The 19,645-nt window shown below is 33.5% G+C and carries 20 protein-coding genes, 1 tRNA gene and 1 pseudogene; 13 read left to right on the top strand and 9 right to left on the bottom strand.

What is annotated here, in order from left to right:
* Positions 1–20 precede the first annotated feature (20 nt).
* Both ACXGSQ_RS16440 and ACXGSQ_RS16435 read right to left on the bottom strand, forming a co-directional pair.
* Positions 21–449 (bottom strand): c-type cytochrome, encoded by a 429-nt coding sequence (locus tag ACXGSQ_RS16440; RefSeq protein WP_458627231.1) that lies wholly within the window; start codon positions 447–449, stop codon positions 21–23.
* Entirely contained in the window at positions 446–1,546 is a 1,101-nt protein-coding gene (locus ACXGSQ_RS16435; RefSeq protein ID WP_458627230.1) for a PQQ-dependent sugar dehydrogenase, read from the bottom strand. The genes ACXGSQ_RS16440 and ACXGSQ_RS16435 overlap by 4 nt, the downstream gene beginning before the upstream one ends.
* A 105-nt stretch (positions 1,547–1,651) precedes the next feature.
* Here ACXGSQ_RS16435 and ACXGSQ_RS16430 point away from each other — a divergent pair.
* Positions 1,652–1,726, top strand: a tRNA-Pro gene (locus ACXGSQ_RS16430).
* 231 nt (positions 1,727–1,957) lie between these two features.
* Positions 1,958–3,208, top strand: coding sequence for a site-specific integrase (locus ACXGSQ_RS16425; RefSeq protein ID WP_458627229.1), 1,251 nt, complete (start codon positions 1,958–1,960; stop codon positions 3,206–3,208).
* A 55-nt stretch (positions 3,209–3,263) separates the two neighbouring features.
* Here the strand turns inward: ACXGSQ_RS16425 and ACXGSQ_RS16420 are convergent, their stop codons facing one another.
* Complete coding sequence (locus ACXGSQ_RS16420; RefSeq protein ID WP_458627228.1) at positions 3,264–3,470, bottom strand: hypothetical protein; 207 nt, start codon at positions 3,468–3,470, stop codon at positions 3,264–3,266.
* A gap of 222 nt (positions 3,471–3,692) precedes the next feature.
* Between ACXGSQ_RS16420 and ACXGSQ_RS16415 the strand changes: the two genes are divergently transcribed.
* From ACXGSQ_RS16415 to ACXGSQ_RS16385, 7 genes and pseudogenes are all read left to right on the top strand, one after another.
* Positions 3,693–3,929, top strand: coding sequence for a hypothetical protein (locus tag ACXGSQ_RS16415; RefSeq protein WP_458627227.1), 237 nt, complete (start codon positions 3,693–3,695; stop codon positions 3,927–3,929).
* Positions 3,930–4,030: 101 nt separating this feature from the next.
* Positions 4,031–4,162 carry an RteC domain-containing protein gene (locus ACXGSQ_RS16410; protein ID WP_458629372.1) on the top strand — a complete coding sequence of 44 codons (132 nt, stop codon included), beginning with the start codon at positions 4,031–4,033 and terminating at the stop codon, positions 4,160–4,162.
* 449 nt (positions 4,163–4,611) lie between these two features.
* Positions 4,612–4,889, top strand: a pseudogene (locus tag ACXGSQ_RS16405) (helix-turn-helix domain-containing protein).
* A 173-nt stretch (positions 4,890–5,062) separates the two neighbouring features.
* Positions 5,063–5,752, top strand: coding sequence for a hypothetical protein (locus ACXGSQ_RS16400; RefSeq protein WP_458627226.1), 690 nt, complete (start codon positions 5,063–5,065; stop codon positions 5,750–5,752).
* Positions 5,749–6,432: a P-loop NTPase family protein gene (locus tag ACXGSQ_RS16395; RefSeq protein ID WP_458627225.1), complete on the top strand. Its 684-nt coding sequence runs from the start codon at positions 5,749–5,751 to the stop codon at positions 6,430–6,432. The genes ACXGSQ_RS16400 and ACXGSQ_RS16395 overlap by 4 nt, the downstream gene beginning before the upstream one ends.
* 249 nt (positions 6,433–6,681) lie before the next feature.
* Positions 6,682–6,969 carry a helix-turn-helix domain-containing protein gene (locus tag ACXGSQ_RS16390; RefSeq protein ID WP_458627224.1) on the top strand — a complete coding sequence of 96 codons (288 nt, stop codon included), beginning with the start codon at positions 6,682–6,684 and terminating at the stop codon, positions 6,967–6,969.
* A 57-nt stretch (positions 6,970–7,026) separates the two neighbouring features.
* On the top strand, positions 7,027–8,277 hold the full coding sequence (locus ACXGSQ_RS16385; protein WP_458627223.1) for a type II toxin-antitoxin system HipA family toxin: 1,251 nt from the start codon (positions 7,027–7,029) through the stop codon (positions 8,275–8,277).
* Positions 8,278–8,303: 26 nt separating this feature from the next.
* Here the strand turns inward: ACXGSQ_RS16385 and ACXGSQ_RS16380 are convergent, their stop codons facing one another.
* The 3 genes from ACXGSQ_RS16380 to ACXGSQ_RS16370 all read right to left on the bottom strand — a co-directional run bounded on the left by ACXGSQ_RS16380 (position 8,304) and on the right by ACXGSQ_RS16370 (position 11,986).
* Positions 8,304–8,444 (bottom strand): hypothetical protein, encoded by a 141-nt coding sequence (locus ACXGSQ_RS16380; RefSeq protein WP_458627222.1) that lies wholly within the window; start codon positions 8,442–8,444, stop codon positions 8,304–8,306.
* A gap of 272 nt (positions 8,445–8,716) precedes the next feature.
* The gene (locus tag ACXGSQ_RS16375; protein ID WP_458627221.1) at positions 8,717–9,556 is read right to left on the bottom strand and encodes an RteC domain-containing protein; all 840 of its coding nucleotides are present in this window, start codon (positions 9,554–9,556) and stop codon (positions 8,717–8,719) included.
* Positions 9,557–9,583: 27 nt separating this feature from the next.
* Positions 9,584–11,986, bottom strand: a complete 2,403-nt coding sequence (locus tag ACXGSQ_RS16370; RefSeq protein WP_458627220.1) for an aminotransferase class I/II-fold pyridoxal phosphate-dependent enzyme — start codon at positions 11,984–11,986, stop codon at positions 9,584–9,586.
* A gap of 202 nt (positions 11,987–12,188) precedes the next feature.
* Here ACXGSQ_RS16370 and ACXGSQ_RS16365 point away from each other — a divergent pair, with 202 nt between their 5' ends.
* The 4 genes from ACXGSQ_RS16365 to ACXGSQ_RS16350 all read left to right on the top strand — a co-directional run bounded on the left by ACXGSQ_RS16365 (position 12,189) and on the right by ACXGSQ_RS16350 (position 15,537).
* Positions 12,189–12,563 (top strand): DUF7793 family protein, encoded by a 375-nt coding sequence (locus ACXGSQ_RS16365; protein WP_458627219.1) that lies wholly within the window; start codon positions 12,189–12,191, stop codon positions 12,561–12,563.
* Between the two features lie 68 nt (positions 12,564–12,631).
* Positions 12,632–13,603 carry a helix-turn-helix transcriptional regulator gene (locus ACXGSQ_RS16360; RefSeq protein ID WP_458627218.1) on the top strand — a complete coding sequence of 324 codons (972 nt, stop codon included), beginning with the start codon at positions 12,632–12,634 and terminating at the stop codon, positions 13,601–13,603.
* A gap of 99 nt (positions 13,604–13,702) precedes the next feature.
* Entirely contained in the window at positions 13,703–15,187 is a 1,485-nt protein-coding gene (locus tag ACXGSQ_RS16355) for a MauE/DoxX family redox-associated membrane protein (RefSeq protein WP_458627217.1), read from the top strand.
* Positions 15,188–15,273: 86 nt separating this feature from the next.
* Complete coding sequence (locus ACXGSQ_RS16350) at positions 15,274–15,537, top strand: DUF6520 family protein (RefSeq protein WP_458627216.1); 264 nt, start codon at positions 15,274–15,276, stop codon at positions 15,535–15,537.
* A 52-nt stretch (positions 15,538–15,589) separates the two neighbouring features.
* Here the strand turns inward: ACXGSQ_RS16350 and ACXGSQ_RS16345 are convergent, their stop codons facing one another.
* The 3 genes from ACXGSQ_RS16345 to ACXGSQ_RS16335 are packed head-to-tail and all read right to left on the bottom strand — an operon-like array spanning position 15,590 to position 19,629.
* The gene (locus ACXGSQ_RS16345; protein ID WP_458627215.1) at positions 15,590–17,236 is read right to left on the bottom strand and encodes an alpha/beta hydrolase family protein; all 1,647 of its coding nucleotides are present in this window, start codon (positions 17,234–17,236) and stop codon (positions 15,590–15,592) included.
* Between the two features lie 29 nt (positions 17,237–17,265).
* The gene (locus ACXGSQ_RS16340) at positions 17,266–18,240 is read right to left on the bottom strand and encodes a hypothetical protein (RefSeq protein WP_458627214.1); all 975 of its coding nucleotides are present in this window, start codon (positions 18,238–18,240) and stop codon (positions 17,266–17,268) included.
* Positions 18,241–19,629, bottom strand: a complete 1,389-nt coding sequence (locus tag ACXGSQ_RS16335; protein WP_458627213.1) for a RagB/SusD family nutrient uptake outer membrane protein — start codon at positions 19,627–19,629, stop codon at positions 18,241–18,243.
* Positions 19,630–19,645: the final 16 nt, after the last annotated feature.

Here is a 19,645-nt window from a genome sequence, read left to right as displayed (position 1 = left end):
ATTTAAGTAGAATGGTGGGTTTATAATTTGGAAACTTTCTCAGGTGTAACGAAGTTGTTAATTGCGTTCCCCCAACTATTATTAATGAAATTGAGGACATCTGCAACTTCGTTATCCGAAAGTCCTAATGGCGCCATTGTGCCGTTATAAGTCATTCCGTTAACTGTTATTTTATCAGATTTGCCGTATTTAACTGCTTTTATGCTTTCTGTTTGATTGTTTCTTAAGTAATCTGAATCTGCTAAAGGAGGAAATGCTCTAGGTACACCTTCTCCATTAGGAAGGTGACAAGTAATGCACATATCATTATAAACAGCTTTTCCACGTTCTATACTTGCTTTAAGTTGAGGGGGCTCTTGATTTTGAGTTATGAGTTGCTGTTTTTCTTTATTTGAATTACAAGATGTTATAATTACAATCAATACAGCGAGAATACTTATGTTTTTCATTTTCTAATTAGTTTTACGATTCCTAAGTTTTCTATACCTACATAAATATAGCCGTCAGGTCCTTGTTCTACACATCTTACACGTCCTAAGCCATCGAGTAAGCGTTCTTCTTTAATTACCTTATTGTCTTTTAAGGTGCAGCGATCTAAGTATTGAAACTTTAATGATCCTACAAGAAGGCTTCCGTCCCAATCCCCATATTTGTCGCTTTTTATAAAAGCCATTCCGCTTGGAGCAATTGAAGGATCCCAATAGTGAATAGGTTGTTCCATGCCTTCTTGTTCTGTGATTTCAGTAAATTTTGTACCACTGTAATTTACTCCATAACTAATAACAGGCCAACCATAATTTTTACCAGCTTTAATGATGTTTATTTCGTCACCGCCTTTTGGACCATGTTCGTGTGCCCATATTTGTCTAGAATCAGGATGTAGTGTCATCCCTTGAGGATTTCTGTGACCATAAGAGTAAATAGCGGTTTTAGCATTGGCTTCATTGACAAAAGGATTGTCTTCAGGAATAGAGCCATCATCATTAAGACGATAAATTTTTCCGCCATCTCTTGTAATATCTTGTGGGTTTTCATCTCTATTTCCACGTTCGCCAATACTAAAAAACAGGTAACCATCATCGTCGAAAACTAAGCGAGATCCAAAATGTTGCCCTTTTGTGGTATTTGGTGACGCTTTGTATAGTACCTGTAAGTTGGTTAAAACATTATCGTTTAGCTTTGCTCTTGCAATAGCAGTGTTACCTCCGTTGCCGTCTCCTTCAGGTGAGGCATAGGAAAAATAAATCCATCCGTTTTCATTATAATTGGGATGTAAAATGATATCTAATAGTCCGCCTTGTCCGCGAACATAAATTTCAGGTAAACCAGAAATACTTGTTTTTTTTCCATTTTTGAAATGAATAAGTTCCCCAGATTTCTCGGTAATTAGTATTGATTCATCTGGTAAAAACGTAAAACTCCAAGGAATATTGAGATCTGAAACAATTATTTTATGAGAATTTTCTAAATTCTTAGGATTTTTATCTTGAGCGTAAGCTATTGTCGTTGTTATAATTAGCCCTAAAATAATACTTTTTATATTCATGATCGTGTTGTCTAAAAAAAGATTAAGACTTTAAAGTTAGACAAATGTTATGGGATTCTAAAGAAAAATTATATATTTGCAGTCCGAAATTGAAAAATCACAATTCGGGGTGTAGCGTAGCCCGGTTATCGCGCCACGTTTGGGACGTGGAGGCCGCAGGTTCGAATCCTGCCACCCCGACAAAAATTAATACCAATAGAAACTAAAACCTTGTAAATCGTATGATTTACAAGGTTTTATGGTTTTTAGACTATCATAAGAATTGAATTAATATAGTTTAATTCGGTTAACAATTCGGTTAACAGTTAGCAAAGTAAAAAAGTGTTAACCGAATAGATACTTAAAATACTGTAATTGAAATAGTTGATTTGACTTTCGTCTCGATGAATGTTTAACAAAAAGACGACAACTATGCAATCACAAACCACCTTTAGCTTATCATTTTGGGTAAGTGCTACACGTAAAATTAATAACCAAGTTTCTGTTTATGCTCGAATAACAGTTAATGGTAAACGTGCAAATATCAGTTTGCAACGAAAAGTAATTGTATCTGAATGGGATTCCAACAAAGGAAGAGCAAGAGGGAACAAACAAGAATCAAGACTACTAAACAGGTATTTAGACCAGGTCAAAAATAGAATATATGAAGCTCACGATGAACTCGTAAAAGAGAAAGCTTTTATCTGTGCTCAATCTATTAAAGCAAGGTTTCTGGGAGAAGATAACGAAGAGTATTCTTTACTAACATTGGTTGATTATCATAACACTCAAATGAGTGAATCTTTAAGTTACGGTACTTTAAAGAATTACTTTACTACCCAAAAGTATATCAAACTATTCCTAACCAAAAAGAAAATACAAGACATCTATTTATCTCAATTAACATTTCGCTTTCTGGTTGACTTTGAAAAGTTCTTACGTACCTATGTTCCGGAGGACCATCAAAAGCAAATGGAAAACAACACAGGTATGAAGCATATCCAACGACTTCGCAAAATGGTTACATTAGCCTATAAAATGGAATGGATAGATAAAGATCCATTTATAAAGTTCAAGCCAACGTATATCAAAAATGAGCGTGAGTTTTTAAATGAAGATGAGTTACAAACCATTATTGAAAAAGAGTTTGAAATTGAAAGATTGGAGCTCGTTAAGGATTTATTTGTTTTCAGTTGCTATACAGGATTGTCGTACATTGATGTGATGAACCTCAATGAAGACAATGTCACATTTGGAATTGATGGCGGTAAATGGATAATCACCAATAGACAAAAAACACATAACAAAGTAAAAATTCCGTTGCTTCCAATTGCTGAAGAATTAATTGAGAAATATAAAGGACATATTAAAACCAAGAAAACAAAAACCTTATTTCCTAACATTTCAAATCAGAAGTTAAACTCGTATTTAAAAGAGATTGCAGACTTATGCAAAATCAAAAAGAACTTAACTTTTCATATCGCACGACACACATTTGCAACTACAATAACTTTAAGTAATGGTGTGCCAATAGAAACAGTATCAAAGTTGCTTGGCCACTCTAAAATTGCAACTACTCAAATTTATGCCAAAGTAATTGAGAGAAAAGTTAGCGAGGATATTGAACTCTTAAAGCAAAAAATCTCAATTAAAACTAAAAGTAATAAAAGCAAGGCCCAATAAAAGGCCTTGCTTAAAGGAGTAAACCGTGCTATTAATCAATCTACATAAATTAAAACTAATTACTGATACTTAAGTTATTTGTATTGACATAAAATACACTACCATCATCAAATGTTACTTTTGCCTCATCCTCATTCAAAAACTCAACAGTACCAACATAAGTATAAATTTGGTTATTATAACTATATTCTTGAATTAGTGTAAAAGTTGATGTACCTGATGTAATTTTCCCTGTGGTTTTAAATAATAAAACATCTGACATAACAAAGTAAACGTGACAACGACTTCTTTGCTTTCGGTTGGGAAATTCTAACAGGTTTTAGTGATGGTGAGTTTGCTATGCTACATACTGGTAAAGACCGTGGAGTAAGTACCTTGTCAATTATGTTTCAAAAATCCAAGAATGGATATGTTGTATTTCTCAATGGAGAGAATGTTAATAAGGTATATGAATATTTACTAACACAAAAATTATATTTAGGAAATGAGCTGTGGGACAAACGATAAAGCTATAAAAATAGCCAACAGTATTGAAAAAGAAATAAAGGAACTTGATAGTACGCTTCAACCGAATCAAGTGTTACATCTATCATGGCATGTTGCAGAAAAAATGAAGTCTGTTATTCCTATATACATAGGGTTATTAAAACCACAAAGGGAGGTTTATGATAACGTAACTCAGATATTAAATAAAAGGCTTTTAAACCTTATGCAAGATTAATTAAGCCATCAGGCGTTGTAGAGTCTAGTACTATACTTCCAATTGAATAAAAACTTTAAAGCAATTATAGAAGATTTAAATGAGAAAATCTATGGTGTCGAATCAGATACCATGGATACGCTTCAACATACAGACCATTTTTAGAAATTAAATCTAGAAAAACAAATCAAACAAAATTTATTGATAATATAAAAGATTCGTTACTTAAGCGCATAGAAGATAGTAGCGAATAGCACCCAACTTGGGTAGACCTTGGGAAAGGTTGTTCGTCATAAAATTTAAAGGGTTTTACAGATGGATAAATTCCATCTAAAATAAAATCCAAAACAAATTAATGCATTGTAAATCAATGAATAAAAACACCCAACTTGGGTGTCTCTTGTGAATAAACCTCACAAATTCACTTCATATTTGCCAAACGAAAGTCAAATTAACTAAAAGGCTATCGGAAGAAATGAAATTCTGAAGATAGCCTTGAAAGTTATCCCGAACTTGTTTCGGGACCTCATCGTTAATTTAAAAATCACATTAATAGCTACTGCTGCGAAATGAGCCATAATAACTATTTGGAATACCCACCAAGATGTTTAGTGGCGAATTATATCTAGACAGCTAAAAAAATAATTTAAACAGATGAATGTCATGTTCAAAGCGGTAGCTATTTTAAACAAAATCGTTTCCTATGGCAGCAACAATTATTACTACCGAAATATTCGAGAGTTCAAATTAGAATTATTAGAAGAGATCAAAGCAATCATTAACCATCAAACAGGCTTTGCACCTAAAAAATGGCTCAAATCACCAGAGGTTAGAGACTTATTAAGTATCTCACCAGGAACATTGCAAAATTTTCGTATCAATGGCACACTGCCCTACACAAAAGTCGGGGGAGTCATTTATTACGACTACGAAGAAATCCAAAAAGTAATGCAAGAAAACCGCATCCATAATAAATTTTAAAACCAAAAGTACACTGTCATTTCAAGCATTACTAAAATGAAAATATATTTTCATTGAAAGTATGTAACGCAGTTATCGAGAAATCTCATATTGATTTGTCATTCCTGCATTATTTGAAATCAAAATATATTTTGATTGAGAATACATTACGAAGTAAACAGGAATCCATTTGTATGAATGAAGTCAATTACATCAAACATCTCAACGCAGTTTTTAACCAATTTTCTAAAGATGGTCGATTAAACCCAACCCATATAAGCCTATATATGGCCCTATTTCAATTGTGGAACATCAACCGATTTCCAAAAGAATTTTTTATTAACCGTGATGAGGTTATGCAATTGTCTAAAATAGGTTCAAAATCTACTTACCACAGATGTATAAAAGAATTAAGTCATTGGAAGTATATCGTGTACTTTCCATCTCATAATCCGTATAGAGGAAGCAAAATTAAGATGCTTAAATTCGAGACAAGCTCTGGACAAGTAGTGGTACACAACTCTACTCAAATCGAGACAAGTACAGGACAAGCACTGGTATCTATTAATAAACATATACAAACTAATAAAAACAATAATAAACTAGACCAGCCAAAAAATGAAAAAGAAGTGATTGATTTTTTCAAAAAAGAAAATTGGCCTATAGTTGAAGCTCAAAAATTCTTCAATCATTATCAGGGCATTGGTTGGAAAATAGGTGGAAAAACTATAATTGTCAATTGGCAAGCAACAGCTCGTAATTGGATGCTAAAAGCAGAAGAAATTCAAAAGGAAAAAGAGGTCACCTTGAGCGCAGTCCAAAGGTCTCAAAAACCTGATAATCTCAAGACAACCAAAAATAAAAATTACAATGAACCACTATGAGTAATCTACAGCCACATATAATTCAAGAAGGAAGTGTTCAATATCGATTAGGGGAATTTAAAGACAATAACATTTCATACGATTTCAAGAAAATTTTAATTTACCTAGATGCAAAAGGAAAACTACTATTTGGTAAAAACTTTAAAATTTATGAAGAAGATGAGGTAGTACTTTATAAACTGTGTATCTATTTCATTCGCGATTTTGAAGCTTGTGCAAAACTAAATATCGATCCCAACAAAGGTATTCTATTGTCTGGACCAGTAGGCTGTGGAAAAACAAGTTTAATGAAATTACTGCGTCACATGGTGCCTCATCACAAGCCGTACGAGGTAATTCCGGCAAGAAACATCACATTTGCTTTTAATAACATTGGTTACAAGACGGTTCAAGAATACGGAAATAGTAATTTCTATTGCTTTGACGATTTAGGAGTAGAAACAACCGGAAGGCACTTTGGGAAGGACTGTAATGTTATGGGAGAAGTCCTATTATCTCGCTACGATTTATTTGTAAGAACCTGTCACCCCAAGCGAAATAGAGGAGTTAGAACTCACGTAACCACAAACTTAAATGCACAAGAACTGGAAGAACGTTACGGGAATAGAGTGCGTTCCAGAATGCGACAAATGTTCAACTTAATAAGTTTCGATGCTAAGTCTGTTGACAAACGAAGTTGAATATTCACGAGCTTCTTTTTTGAAAATAAATATGCGCGAGCTAAATGTTTAAGCTGATAAGCTTTAATTCAAGTAGTAAGGATAAACGTAATTAAACATTCACGAGTTCCTTAATTTAAAATTAAAAACCATATGAGTCACTCTTCAATTTAATTGCTTTTGATAAAGAAAGTGTTATTAAAATAAAAAAAAGAGTATTATTATACTCAAAATCATTATATTTGTGTAATTTTATACACATTTTCAATAATGACAAAGAAAAAGCAAATACTATTCCCCAAGCATAAAGAAGTGCTTAAACAAATGGGCGAAAATATAAAACTAGCTCGTAAAAGAAGAAAATTAACTACCACGCAGGTAGCAGAAAGAGCAGATATAGTGCGAAAAACCTTATATCAAATAGAACAAGGAAATCCAAGTGTTGCTATGGGTGCTTATTTTAATGTACTGCGTGTACTTGGCCTACAAAATGATTTTCTCAAACTAGCAGCGGATGATGAGTTTGGTAGAAAACTTCAAGACCTCGATTTAATTTAAAACCACTGTCATTCCTGCGTAGGCAGGAATCTCGTTACTATTAAAAGAAAACATAATATGGCTAAAGGTAAACAAAACATATACATATACGCACATTGGAAAGGCTTAGAAGATCCCCAATTAATGGGAGTCCTTTCCGCATTGTATGCAAAAGGAAAGAAAGCATTCAGTTTTGAATATGATAACGATTGGTTAAAATCCAAAGAACAAATGCTATTGGATCCGGACATTCAATTCTATAGTGGACCACAATACCCAAACAATAAAGAAAATTTTGGTGTATTCTTAGATAGTATGCCTGATACTTGGGGGCGCACACTTATGAAGCGTAGAGCGTCACAACAAGCAGCTGCAAAAAATGAAAAGGCAATAACACTATACGAAATTGATTATTTGTTAGGGGTTTATGACGCAAGCCGAATGGGGGCTTTGCGTTTTAAACTAGACCCAGAAGGGCCATTTTTAGATGATAATGAACTAAATCCAACACCACCGTGGTCATCCATTAGAGCGCTGCAAGAAGCAGCAAAGAGCTTTGAAGATGATGACGACAATGATGAAGTAAGAAAATGGTTAGCTATTTTAATGGCACCAGGATCCTCTTTAGGTGGTGCAAGACCAAAAGCTAATATATTAGATGAAAATAAAGAATTATGGATTGCAAAGTTTCCTTCAAAAAACGATACCGTAGACAAAGCGGCTTGGGAATATCTGGCATATCAGTTAGCAATAAAGGCAGGAATCCACATGGCACCATCTAAAATTGAAAAGATTAGTGGCAGTTTCAATACATTTTTTACCAAAAGATTTGATCGTGAAGAAGGCTATAGACTTCATTTTGCATCTGCTATGACTATGACAGGAAATAACGAAGATACCATAAGAGACAATCCAGCAAGCTATTTAGAATTAGCAGAATTTGTTCAAAACTATGGTGCTATGGTTAACGATAATTTAGAACAGTTATGGCGTAGAATAGTCTTCAATATTGCGATTTCAAATACCGATGACCATTTAAGAAACCATGGATTTATATTAACTAATCAAGGGTGGATATTATCACCAGCTTACGACTTAAACCCATCCATAGATAAAGACGGTTTGGCACTCAATATTGATATGGATAATAATGCACTCGATTATGATTTAGCCAAAAGTGTAGGCGAGTTTTTCCGTCTAGATAATAAACAATTGGATAAAATTATTCAAGAAGTATTAGATGTCGTGACAACTTGGAAAGAGGTGGCAAAAGAAATAGGTATATCTAATAAAGAACAAACCTTGATGGCTAAAGCGTTTAAATGTTAGTATTAAGCCTAATAGTTAAAGACATGTTAAGACAATACTGCGTAGCCAAGAACGCGTCTACTTTTTAATTTGATTGCTTTTAACCAAATGCTAATGTATTTAATATCAGCGAGTAATTCTAATTTAAATTCTCTGAGATCATCAGTCGTGATTATAGTGGCTGGCATAATAAAAGGGTTTTAAAGAAAGAGACTAAAAAAAGTCTTTAAACATTTTGATAGTCTCTGTTCTGTCAATTTGACTTTCGTTATGCAAATTTGTAGGGGATTTATTCTATGGTCTTCAATAGTTTATACAGAGATGGGAGTTTTTTTATATAAGTTTTGAATAGTTTTGGAAATGACAAGGGCGGGTTCAATAAATGTATTACCCTATTTTGTATTAAAAGTAATGGATCTTTTAGAAAATATGGTATTCCCAACTTGGGGGAAACTTAGAATTATTCATCCGAATCCTTAAAGCGTTTCAGAAGTACTTTTGTCAACCAGTCCAGAAATTTTGTTTGACTGTTTTTTCTAGCTCTTATTTCTATAAAAGTGTGATAGTAATTGCCTAGTTCAATGTTAAATACCTGCTCAAACATAGAGGCTAATTCCTTAATGTCGGCAGTTCCACTATTTATGGAGCCGCTACTATGCAGGGCATAAATTAACTCGGTTAACTCTGTTTTACTTCCTGTCCAAAAAAGTTTTGAAGATGCTTGCTTCATTGTATTGGTTTTAGTGTCCTTATGCGACTGTAATTTTTCAATTTCTTGTTGCAGATAAACAATCAACATATCATAGGCAATAATGGTAGCTACTGTAGTGTCTTGACATGTAGAAAACTGGTCATCAATAAAAAAATGGAAGAATTCAGTTGGCAATCGTAAATCAGATTTGCCCCTAATAAAATATTCTTCATCTAGTGTCGTAGCTCCTCTGCGATAGTAATGATAGAACTCAAGATTATCATTGAAAAAGACTTGTAATTTATTGATGTGATTATTTAAATATTCTATTTGGTATTTGGAGCTACTTCTAGGGCGTTTACTTTCTATATTAAACAGTCTAACGTAATAAATCAATCGACTGAATATTTGAGGTTTTATATGCTTAAAAAAACTAATTTCTTCATGTTTTGAACTAAACCCTTTTTTAAGAACCCTTTTTCGCATTTTTTTAATGCATTTTTCAGCCTTAGCAATACCATTTTCAGCTTTGTATAGAATATCATCAGTACGAGACTCCAAAGACTCCACCGTTGTTTCAAATTCTGTTATTAATTCTTGATACGTCATAACTATACAAAGCCATGTGTTTCATTTTCAACGACATTCTAGTAATCCCAAAAGTTCTAGAGTGTAATTGTCAGAAGCTTGTATATAGGCATATTTCTCTTCTACCTCAGCACCAAGTTTTTTTTTCTCAAAGGATGCAGTTAATCCCAAATCAATGGTTTTAAATTTTAACTGAATGGCCCTTTTAAGCGTTTGATATAATAATTGTCTGTAAGTCTGATAGATTTTAAGGTAATCATAGTCAATGCCGACTAAGGACGGAACATAGGTTTGAGCGTTATTTTTATAGCAAAACATTACTCCAATGATTTTGTTTGGTTGTTCAGGGTGATATATGAGTATAAATTCCCAATTGGGATGATCAGACATGTTTTTAAATAAGTTTATAGGGTACGGGAAGGTATTTAGTCCAAGGTTGTTTAAGCGGACATTATTATACAATAGATGAACTTGGTTGAGTTGGGGATCATTAAGTGTTTGCAAAATTGAGATCTCTAACGAGGGTTCATAAGCTAAAATGTCTTTCCTCAAATGTTTTCTGTTTCTAGAGGAAAGTCGAGCTACATAAGCTTCAATAGATTCATCAGCTCTTAAATTAATGCGACATGAATTTGGCATTTGTATTCTAACAAAACCCTGACCAAGAAAATAACGATTTAAGGTATCGTTCATGCTAAAATCCCGAAGCGCAATCATTTTAGAATTAGAACGCTGTTCCAATGTCTCTAATGTTTGCATAAGCAAATGTAGTGCCTCTTGCTTACGGGGATGATTAGCGTTGATATAAAGATGATTACCCTCAGTGAATAAACATCCCAAACTTAAAACGTTTGAGGTCATGTAATAAGGATCTGATTTGCGCTTTTCTTCAAGAGTTTTAGACGCAGTAGCGTTGGCTAGCATATCATCTTTCCAAAGCGATGAGGTTATAAAAGTGGCTAAGACCGGATGCTTTTGCGCATCACAAACCATGAGGTACCAGAAATTCCAATTATTTTCTTCTAGCACATTATCTCGAAATGTTTGCTCTAAAAATTGAAGTCCGTCCCAATCTTGAATACCACAATTCCCAATCAAGTTGTTCCACATTTGTTTATCAATTTTTGAAATAGAAGTCTCTAATTGTAAGCTTAGATTTTTACTTAGTGTTTGCTTAGTTTTAGATGATGATTTTAATTTAAAAGCTTGATGTACGCGATATAAGTCTGTATGTGTGTCTTCTAGTGCTTTAGGTAAATGATAGGCCATAGCATCCACCAAAGCTTTAATTTCTGTACGTTGATTATGTCGTGATATCGTAATGCGTACACCTGTGTTTTTTACTGGAACAGCAGGGAAGAGGCCTAGGTTAACGTAAAATCCTTCCTTCATTAAACGATTGACAAAATTATAGCCCGTTTTAGGCATACCGGTTCCAATAAAGAATACTGGTGACATGTTTTTGTCAACAACAGGTAAATCTGTCTGTTCTAATAAGGAGTTAAAATATTGAACTCTTAATCTTAAATCGTCTTGAAGTCTATATATTTCTGGGGATAAATGAATTTCTGCAGAAGCTGTAGCTGCTGCAACAGATGCTGGTTCTAGTTGCGCAGAGAAGGTCAAAGGCCCGCCAAAGGTTTTTATGTCTCTGTGCATTTTCTTGTTAGAGCAGACTAATACGGATCCACTGGCACCAAAGGTTTTACTCAAGGTTCCAAACAAGAGCATGTTTTCTGAAAGTGCATTGATTTCATTCATAACGTAACCTGTACCATTTTTTCCAATCCAGCTCATACCATGGACATCGTCAAAATAAAGATGCAATTGCGGATATTTTAAGCTTAAAGCTTTTAAATCTTTAATAGGAGCGAAATCCCCAAACATAGAATAAATACCATCTGCCATATACCAAATCTTTTTTCGGCTATTGGTGTATGATTTTATTTTATCCTCCAACATGTTTAAATCATTATGACGAATCATGTCTATGGGAACACTTCTTGTTTTTAATACTTTAGCAGCGCTTTGCACACTCCAGTGTACTTGATGATCTAAAATAATAGCATCCTGATCTTTTACAGCACTCGGAATTACACCAAGATGACCTAAAGTACTATTCTTAGTAATCACAACGGGATGTTGATACATTGCAGAAACGTTTTCTTCTAATAGTTGGTAGAGCGGATTAGAAATGTATGATTTAGATAATGGAAATTGCGTGCCGTATCTGCGAATGGCATTAATCGCAGCATCTTTTAACCTTGGATCCTGCTCTAATCCCAAATACCCAGTGGTACCAAAATGAAAAAGGTTTTGATTTTTTACACCAATAGTTCTGCCTGAAAAATGGTCTCCTTCAGCATAGAGGTGGAGGACCCCTTCATCTATCGCATCTGTAAATACATTATTAACAGTGTCTAGGAAATTATTGTGTTTAATTTTTGCCATCGTAATTTGTTTTGCAATTAATGTAATAGCTTTTATTTAAAATTGAATAAATACGCTTCTGCTAAATCCTTTTAAGGCAACTGTTAATCCTTTGTAGGTAATGATTAATCCATAATGACTAAGGGAGGTTAAGGGAGGGATAATGATTATATTGATTATTTTGTAAATTTATATTTACCAAAAACCAGTTTTCTAAATCATTATGTCAATAGTTCTTGAGAATGAGTACGCTACTTACAAAGTTGTTAATGGAATCTTGTATGTAACATATCGTAAAGATGTTATATTAGATCTACCTGCGGCGGTTTATATTGTTAAAGATCGACTTTCACTTCATGAAGGCCTTTTTTTACCAGTGCTATGCGATATACGTCAAATTAAAGAAATCAACAAAGCAGCGAGAGTATATTTAGCTATTGAAGGTTCTACATTAATTAAAGCTGTAGCGTTTATTGTAGAATCTCCTGTTTCAGAAATGTTGTCTAAATTCTATCTGCGTACCAGTAAACCTCCCGTCCCTACAGAAGCATTTACTTCAATAGAGCAAGCATTAAATTTTTTAAAGCAGTACAAATGAGCAATCTTATAGAAAAGACTATAATTATTAGTCACTGTAGGTATTAAAGAGAATGTAAACCAATTAAGATGGATGCTGTTATATCTCAACGAATGGAGCTTATCAATCAAATGCTTTTAGAAATGGCCTCTGGCAACTTTTTCTATCGCATAGAACGTTCCACAGAGAACGATGAACTTGAGGCCCTTATTGTTACTTTAAACATGTTGGCTGAAGAAATTCAAGATACTATCATACATCAGGGGTTTACAAATACTGAAAAAACGATTTTAGACATTGTTCAAATGAGTTTTATTCTAGACTCCGAAGGACGTATTCAAATGGTCAATCAACAAGCATGTAATGTATTGTCATACTTATATGAAGATATTATTGGTACAAATTTTGAAGTATTAATAGCAAAATCTTCTATTCCTAAATGGAAAAAGACATGGAAACAAATTAGAAAGAAAGCGTTTTTTGATACCGCTATAGCCTTAAAATTTAAATCCAAAGGAAATCTACTCATTCCTAAAAACCTTTATATCACAACCTTTAATGAATCTAATACTAAATATCGTAAAACACTGATAGCGGTTGTTCATCGTTCTAGTTTTCAAAAACAATTAGACGCAAGTTTAAAAGAACGAGTTATTAAAGACAGTAAGTCTAGGGTCAATTCCAAAAATAAAACGTTAAAACCAAAACTAAGATTAAGCTTCGAAGATATTCGTAAAATAAGAGAAGGACATGATATAATTATCAATAATTTAAATAAAGAGCTTCCGTCCTTAAGAGATTTTGCCTTGCAAATAGGGACTAATGAGTTTAAATTAAAGTACGGTTTTAAGGAACTATACGGCACCACAGTGCATCGGTTTTTAATGCAAGAACGGTTAAGAAAAGCTCAAATGATGATACAATATAGCGACGTATCGCTTAAATCAATTGCTTATAGGGTGGGGTTTAAAAGTATACCCCATTTTTCTCGTTCGTTCAAGAAGAGATATGGGTACGCTCCAAGTGCATTGCGTAACAATTCCATCTCAACAGATAAATAATAGTAATAAGTATTAGTGTGCATTAATCCTTTACGGATAAGAGTTTGGACCTTAAAAATAAAATTATCTTTCGAATTTTACCATATCAAATCAAATGATATGAAACTTAATAAATCGATATATAACAATCTACCAATAATTGTTAGTTATCTATACATTTTATTATTTGTTTATGCAGCAGTAAGTAAAATAATTGACTTTCAGAATTTTCAAGTTCAGTTAGGTCAATCACCTTTATTAGGTGCCTTTGCTGGATTCATTTCCTATACAGTAATTGCATTTGAATTGTTAATAGCAATATTGTTGTCTTACTCAAGAACTAGAAATATTGGAATTCATCTTGCATGTGTTTTAATGGTTCTATTTACACTTTATATTTTTATCGTTTTAAATTACAGTACGTTCATACCTTGTTCTTGTGGAGGAGTGCTTGAAAGCATGAGTTGGCAAACTCATCTCTGGTTTAATATCATCTTTGTTATACTTGCATGGGGTTCTTTAAATGTCATATACAAATACAACCGAAAAATTAATTTTAGAGTTCTCGCAATAATTTTAACAAGTTCTATTTTTATGTTTGGCTTGTATTTGGCATCTGACAATATCATATATAAGCGCAATAATTTCGTACGAAGATTTCCTCCTTTTCCAACGAAACGAGTTGATGTTAAAGATTTAAAATTCAACTCTTATTATTTTGCTGGAAAAGATGAGAAGAATGTGTATTTGGGCAACCATTCAGCACCTGCATTAATAGTTGTATTAGATACGACGCTTACTGTAGCTAATAATTATAATATTAAAATTACCGACACATTATTTGATTTTCATAACATTCAACTACGTGTATTACCACCTTATTTTTTCCTTTTTGATGGAACGGTTCCGTGTGTTTTTAGAGGAAATTTGAATGATAGCATTGCCTTATTACAAACTACAAAAATTCCAGGATTTACAAAGGCAGAAGTTATTGACTCTTCAACACTTGTTATAAGAACATTAAGCGAGAAACGAGAGAATTTATTGTCTACTATAGATATTCATACAGGGCAGGTCAAGAAGTCGGCACCAAATTTACTTCAAAAACAGATTGATGGTTTATTTGATACTGATGGAACTTTACAGTATAGTTCTAAACAAGAAAAACTTGTTTACTTATACTATTATCGTAACGAATATACGGTCACGGATTATGAATTAAACTTATTAAAAAGAGGTAATACTATTGACACCACATCTCGTGCAAAAATTAAAATGGAATATGTGGAGAGCAGAAAGGAAAGAAAATTTTCAACCCCTCCCTTTTTAGTTAACAGAATCAGTGCTATACATAACAACCTGTTGTTTGTAAATTCCATGCTGCCTGGTCGTTACGACGAAATTAAAATGTGGAAGAATGCTAACGTTATTGATGTATACGACATTCTTACAAAAACTTACGTAATGAGTTTTTATATATATAAAATAGACGGTGATAAAATAGACGATTTAATCGTAACTAATAGTCATTTGTTTGTATTGATAGGTTCTAACCTCGTTTCGTACAAATTGAGCGAGTCACTCCAAAGTAAATATAAAAACTGATTTAAAATATACTGGCTAGTATCAGGCGTAAGACTGAAAACCTGTAAAAAAGAGTAGGTCAAATAAATTAATTTAAATTTAATATTATGAAAACTTCAGTATTTAAAATGGTTGTTCCAGTATTAGCGTTTTTATTCGCTTCTGCAGGTGCTATGGGCTCTGTCAATGGTAACTCAAACACTACATCCGCGGATATTCAAGGTTGGAAGAGAGTTTCCCCATTTAATTGTCAGGCCGTAAAAAAGTGTAATAACATTGGGTCAATTCTTTGTGTAGATGGATTCGATCAAATGTATGCAAAGCCATCTCCTACATCGGATTGTTCGGAATTGCTCACGCACCGACCTTAATCCTTTCTTAGGATAAATCAATGCAGGCTATAATTATTTTAGCCTGCATTTCTTATTTCATGCCTTTATGGACCCAGTTAACTTCAGTTTTATCTTTGAGAAAATAGGCCAGCCATTCTTGTATTTTAAAATAAAGATCTTTTTGGTTTTCTTTAAAAATAAGGGAATGGGATTCTTCAGGATAAACCAGCATTATTGCTTTTTTATTTAATCTTCGTAAGGCCAAATACATGGCATAACTTTGATTAGGATTGATTTGTGTGTCGTTTTCCCCTGTCCAAATTAGAACTGGAGTATGTATCTGTTCAACCCAAGTCAAAGGAGAATTTTCATTATACTTATCTCTATTTGCAAATAGTGAATTGCCCATACGCCATTGCTGATTTTCAAATCGCCAATGTTCTGGTACACTTGAATTTTGACTTATCGATAAATAAAAGCTAGTCAAATCAAAAACAGAAGCACTTGAAATTGCTGTTTTGAATAAATCGGTTTGGGTAATTATAAAATTAGTCTCATAACCTCCAAAAGACTGTCCCATTAAGGCAATCTTATCTTTAAGAATAAGTCCTGTGCTTATGACTTTATTTGTAGCCGCCACTACACAATCTGTGGCTGAAATACCAGGGTGTCCAACGTCGTAAACAATATCAGGAAGCAATACAAAATAACCTTGAGCATTCAAGGTGGTAACATTTAACCCAGCTGGATTATAAACTGTCGGATTAATATAATAATTTTTAAGGTAGTTTTGATCTTCATATATGGATACGACCAAAGGATACTTCTTGTTTGGATTATAATCCGCAGGGTAATTTAAAATGCCTTTCAGTGGAACACCCTTTGAGTTTTTATAATGAATTATTTCCTGTTTACCCCATAAATACTCATAATGATGTTTGTTACTTTGGTAAAATGGATTTAATGAATCTCCTTGAACATTATAGTATATCAAACCCGGAGGACTATCGTACCTTCTATATTGAAAAACATAAGTGTTGCTTTTAGACGACCTAACAATATTTCCATAGAAATAATCATCAAAAATAATTTTTTTAAGTTGCCCGTTTGGCTGTAACATAAAGTAGCCAGTTTGATGTTCCCCTTTGGCCGATAATAGAATTTCACCTTTAGTGTCAATGACTTGATCAACTACATCATAAAATTCAACGTATTTTTCCTGTTTCAATCTTGGAATTCTATAAACCACTTTCTTCTCTCTACCTTTTGTCAATCTAACAGGTTTAATGCCATCAAATGGTATCTTCCATATATCATATTTATCATATAGCAATAAGTATTCATCGTTTAAACCCCATCCAGCCACACCGTAGGTTGTTTCCCAAGGATCATCTTTGTTTATTGTTTGTATAAGAGCTTCACTCGCAACTATGAATTTAACCTTCTTCTTAAAGTCATAGACCCACCAATCCTTATCCTTTATATAGGCAAAATAGCGGCCGCCAGGAGATAAGGTGGACCACCTTGATGTGGTGATCTGATTTTCAAGGAACATCTCACTTTCATTTGTCTTAAGATTTTTTAAAAAATAATTGACGTTAGGGGTCATTTTATATTGAGCTCCCAAGTCCTGAGTGTTATAGGTAAGAGCAAAATCCCTCGTTGGATTTATTAAACAATAGGGGGATGCTTTATCGGTTATCGACATAAGTTTATTGGATTCAGGAATCCAAGTCATAACTTTAGTGTTGCATACAAAATTCTCAACTATTTTTTTTTGGGATAAATTTCAGCGTCGTTAGTATTCCAAATTTGTACACTATTAGCCTTGGTGTCAGGGTCTGTGTTTTTCGTAATCATAAAAAAAACGCGCTCATTGTCAGGTGAAATAAACAAAGTGTTGTTTACATCGCTCAATGAATAATCATTAATCTCATTGTCAAATTTTGATGGCATAAAATAACTCAATTTGTTATTTTTAAGTTCATAGTGATTGATACCTACCGAAATTTCATCCAAGGTTACATTGAAGAAAGCGATCGAATTATCAGAATTACTCCAAACAGGTTTCGAAAATTTCAAGTCATCACTTTCAGTAATGAGTATTTTGCCAATTTTAACTCCTAGATTCATCATAAGCACCTTGTTTGAACCATTTTTAGAAATGATGCTCACCATCGCATCTTTTAAATTATTCATCTTATAATATTGTAAACCTTCAATGCGTTCCAATTCCCGACCCTCCAAATTTCTTATTACCAAATGCTGAATTCCTTTTTTTAATTCTCCAGTTATCAAATACTTTCCATTTTTGGAAATTGAGAAGTTCTTTACATTTTCAATTGTATTTTCAAAACCGCTATCCAAATCAATTACATGAAGGAGATTAGTACGGTCCAAAAAAGCAAATTTGTCCTCATTCCAGAATTCTCCATCTGTAGTATTTAAAAGTCGAAAGGTCTTTTTACCATGAACTTGCTTTACCAAAAGTGTATCAGGGCTTTCATCGTATTGCATTAAAAAGCTCACCCAATGGCCTTCTTCTGATACTTTGTGTTTGTGCATTGTACCCCAACGATTATAATCAGAAACTGTTAATGGCCTTTTTTTTTGAGTTTGGCTCCAGAGATTTAGGTTTGCAATTAAAAGAAGTAATATGGTTAACGTGCCTGTACTATCCACAAAAAATTTGTTTTTCAGACTCGTGCGTTTAATGATATTGTTATAAGTTGTAGCTCTCATTTAATAACCTGGGTTTTGTGGGGTTAAGTTTGGATTTGCAACAAGTTCTGTCAATGGAAGTGGCCATAAGTGGTCATTTGTATTCCACCCAGACTTTAAACTTAAGGTATCGTCAAGTCTACCTAAACGTTTCAAATCAAAAAAACGATGACCGAACTCTGTGAATAGCTCTAGGTTACGCTCTTGAAGAATTGTTTCAATTAATTCATTTTGAGAATTCACATCCGTATTGGGTAGTCCTGCTCGATTTCTTACTTGATTTAAATCTTCTTTAGAACCTGTAATATCGCCAAGCATTGCCCTTGCTTCAGACCGAATTAAATACTGTTCTGCAAGTCTCATTACAATCGAATTTTCTGAAGATGAACCTGTAGAATAGTCAAGCTTGTATTTGTAGGAATGATACCAAGTTTCATCACCATCGCTTACTTCTGCAACCCAGTGTGTTTTTCTTAAGTCATTATCTTCAAATTGAGAAATAAGGTTGTCATTTAATGAAACTTGATTTGGCGGGCCTTCATAGAAAATAAATGTAATGGCTTCATAAGTATTTGCCCCACTTGCACCAGGAGAAAGCTGCCAAATAGTGGACATGCTATGCGCTAGAAATACATCATCAAGATTTGCTTCTAAAGCATAATTTTCTGTGTTATTTATGACCGATGTAGTCATAGTCTCGGCTGCTTCAAAATCACCATGATATAGGTAAACTCTTGCCAAAAATGCTTCAGCTGTGCTTTTATTGGGTCTAGTTCTTTCGGAATTGGAATATGGCGTGTTTAGTAATCCTATGGACACTTCCAAATCAGATATAATGGCTTGATAAACCGTTTCAATAGGCATTCGGATAACAGTACTGTTCTCATTGTAATCGGTTGTTGCAACATAGGGGATGTCTCCATAGGTATTGACAAGGTGAAAATGTAAGAAGGCTCTAATAAAAAGAGCTTCACCCTGTAATTGACTTTTGACGTTTTCGGTCAAGGTGTCGGAATCATCAATACCTTCTAAAATGGCATTTGCTGCATAAATCTGGCTATAACTAGCGTTCCAGATATTTGAAACGTTATTACTAGAAGGGAGCAATGAATTGTTGTAAAAGCTTTCCGTTGTGTAAATCCCATTTTCAAAGGATACAAGTTCGTCCGCATATGTTCCTAAAAGACTTGATAAACCGTCAATTCTACCTGTTATGATGCCGTTTTCTCTCATTTGAGCATAGATATCAATTATAGCCGCTGTTGCTGTTGTTTCATCCTCAAAAACAGTATCTGTCGTGAGTTGTGAATTGGGACTGTCTACGTCAATGAAATCGTCGCAATTAGATACGAGCATTATGAATAATAATGCTAACAAGTTTTTGAAATATGTAATGATTTGATTTTTCATTTGTTTTATTTTAAAG

It is taken from the genome of Winogradskyella sp. PC D3.3 (assembly GCF_054366245.1).
This window is presented reverse-complemented; position numbering and strand designations above follow the sequence as displayed.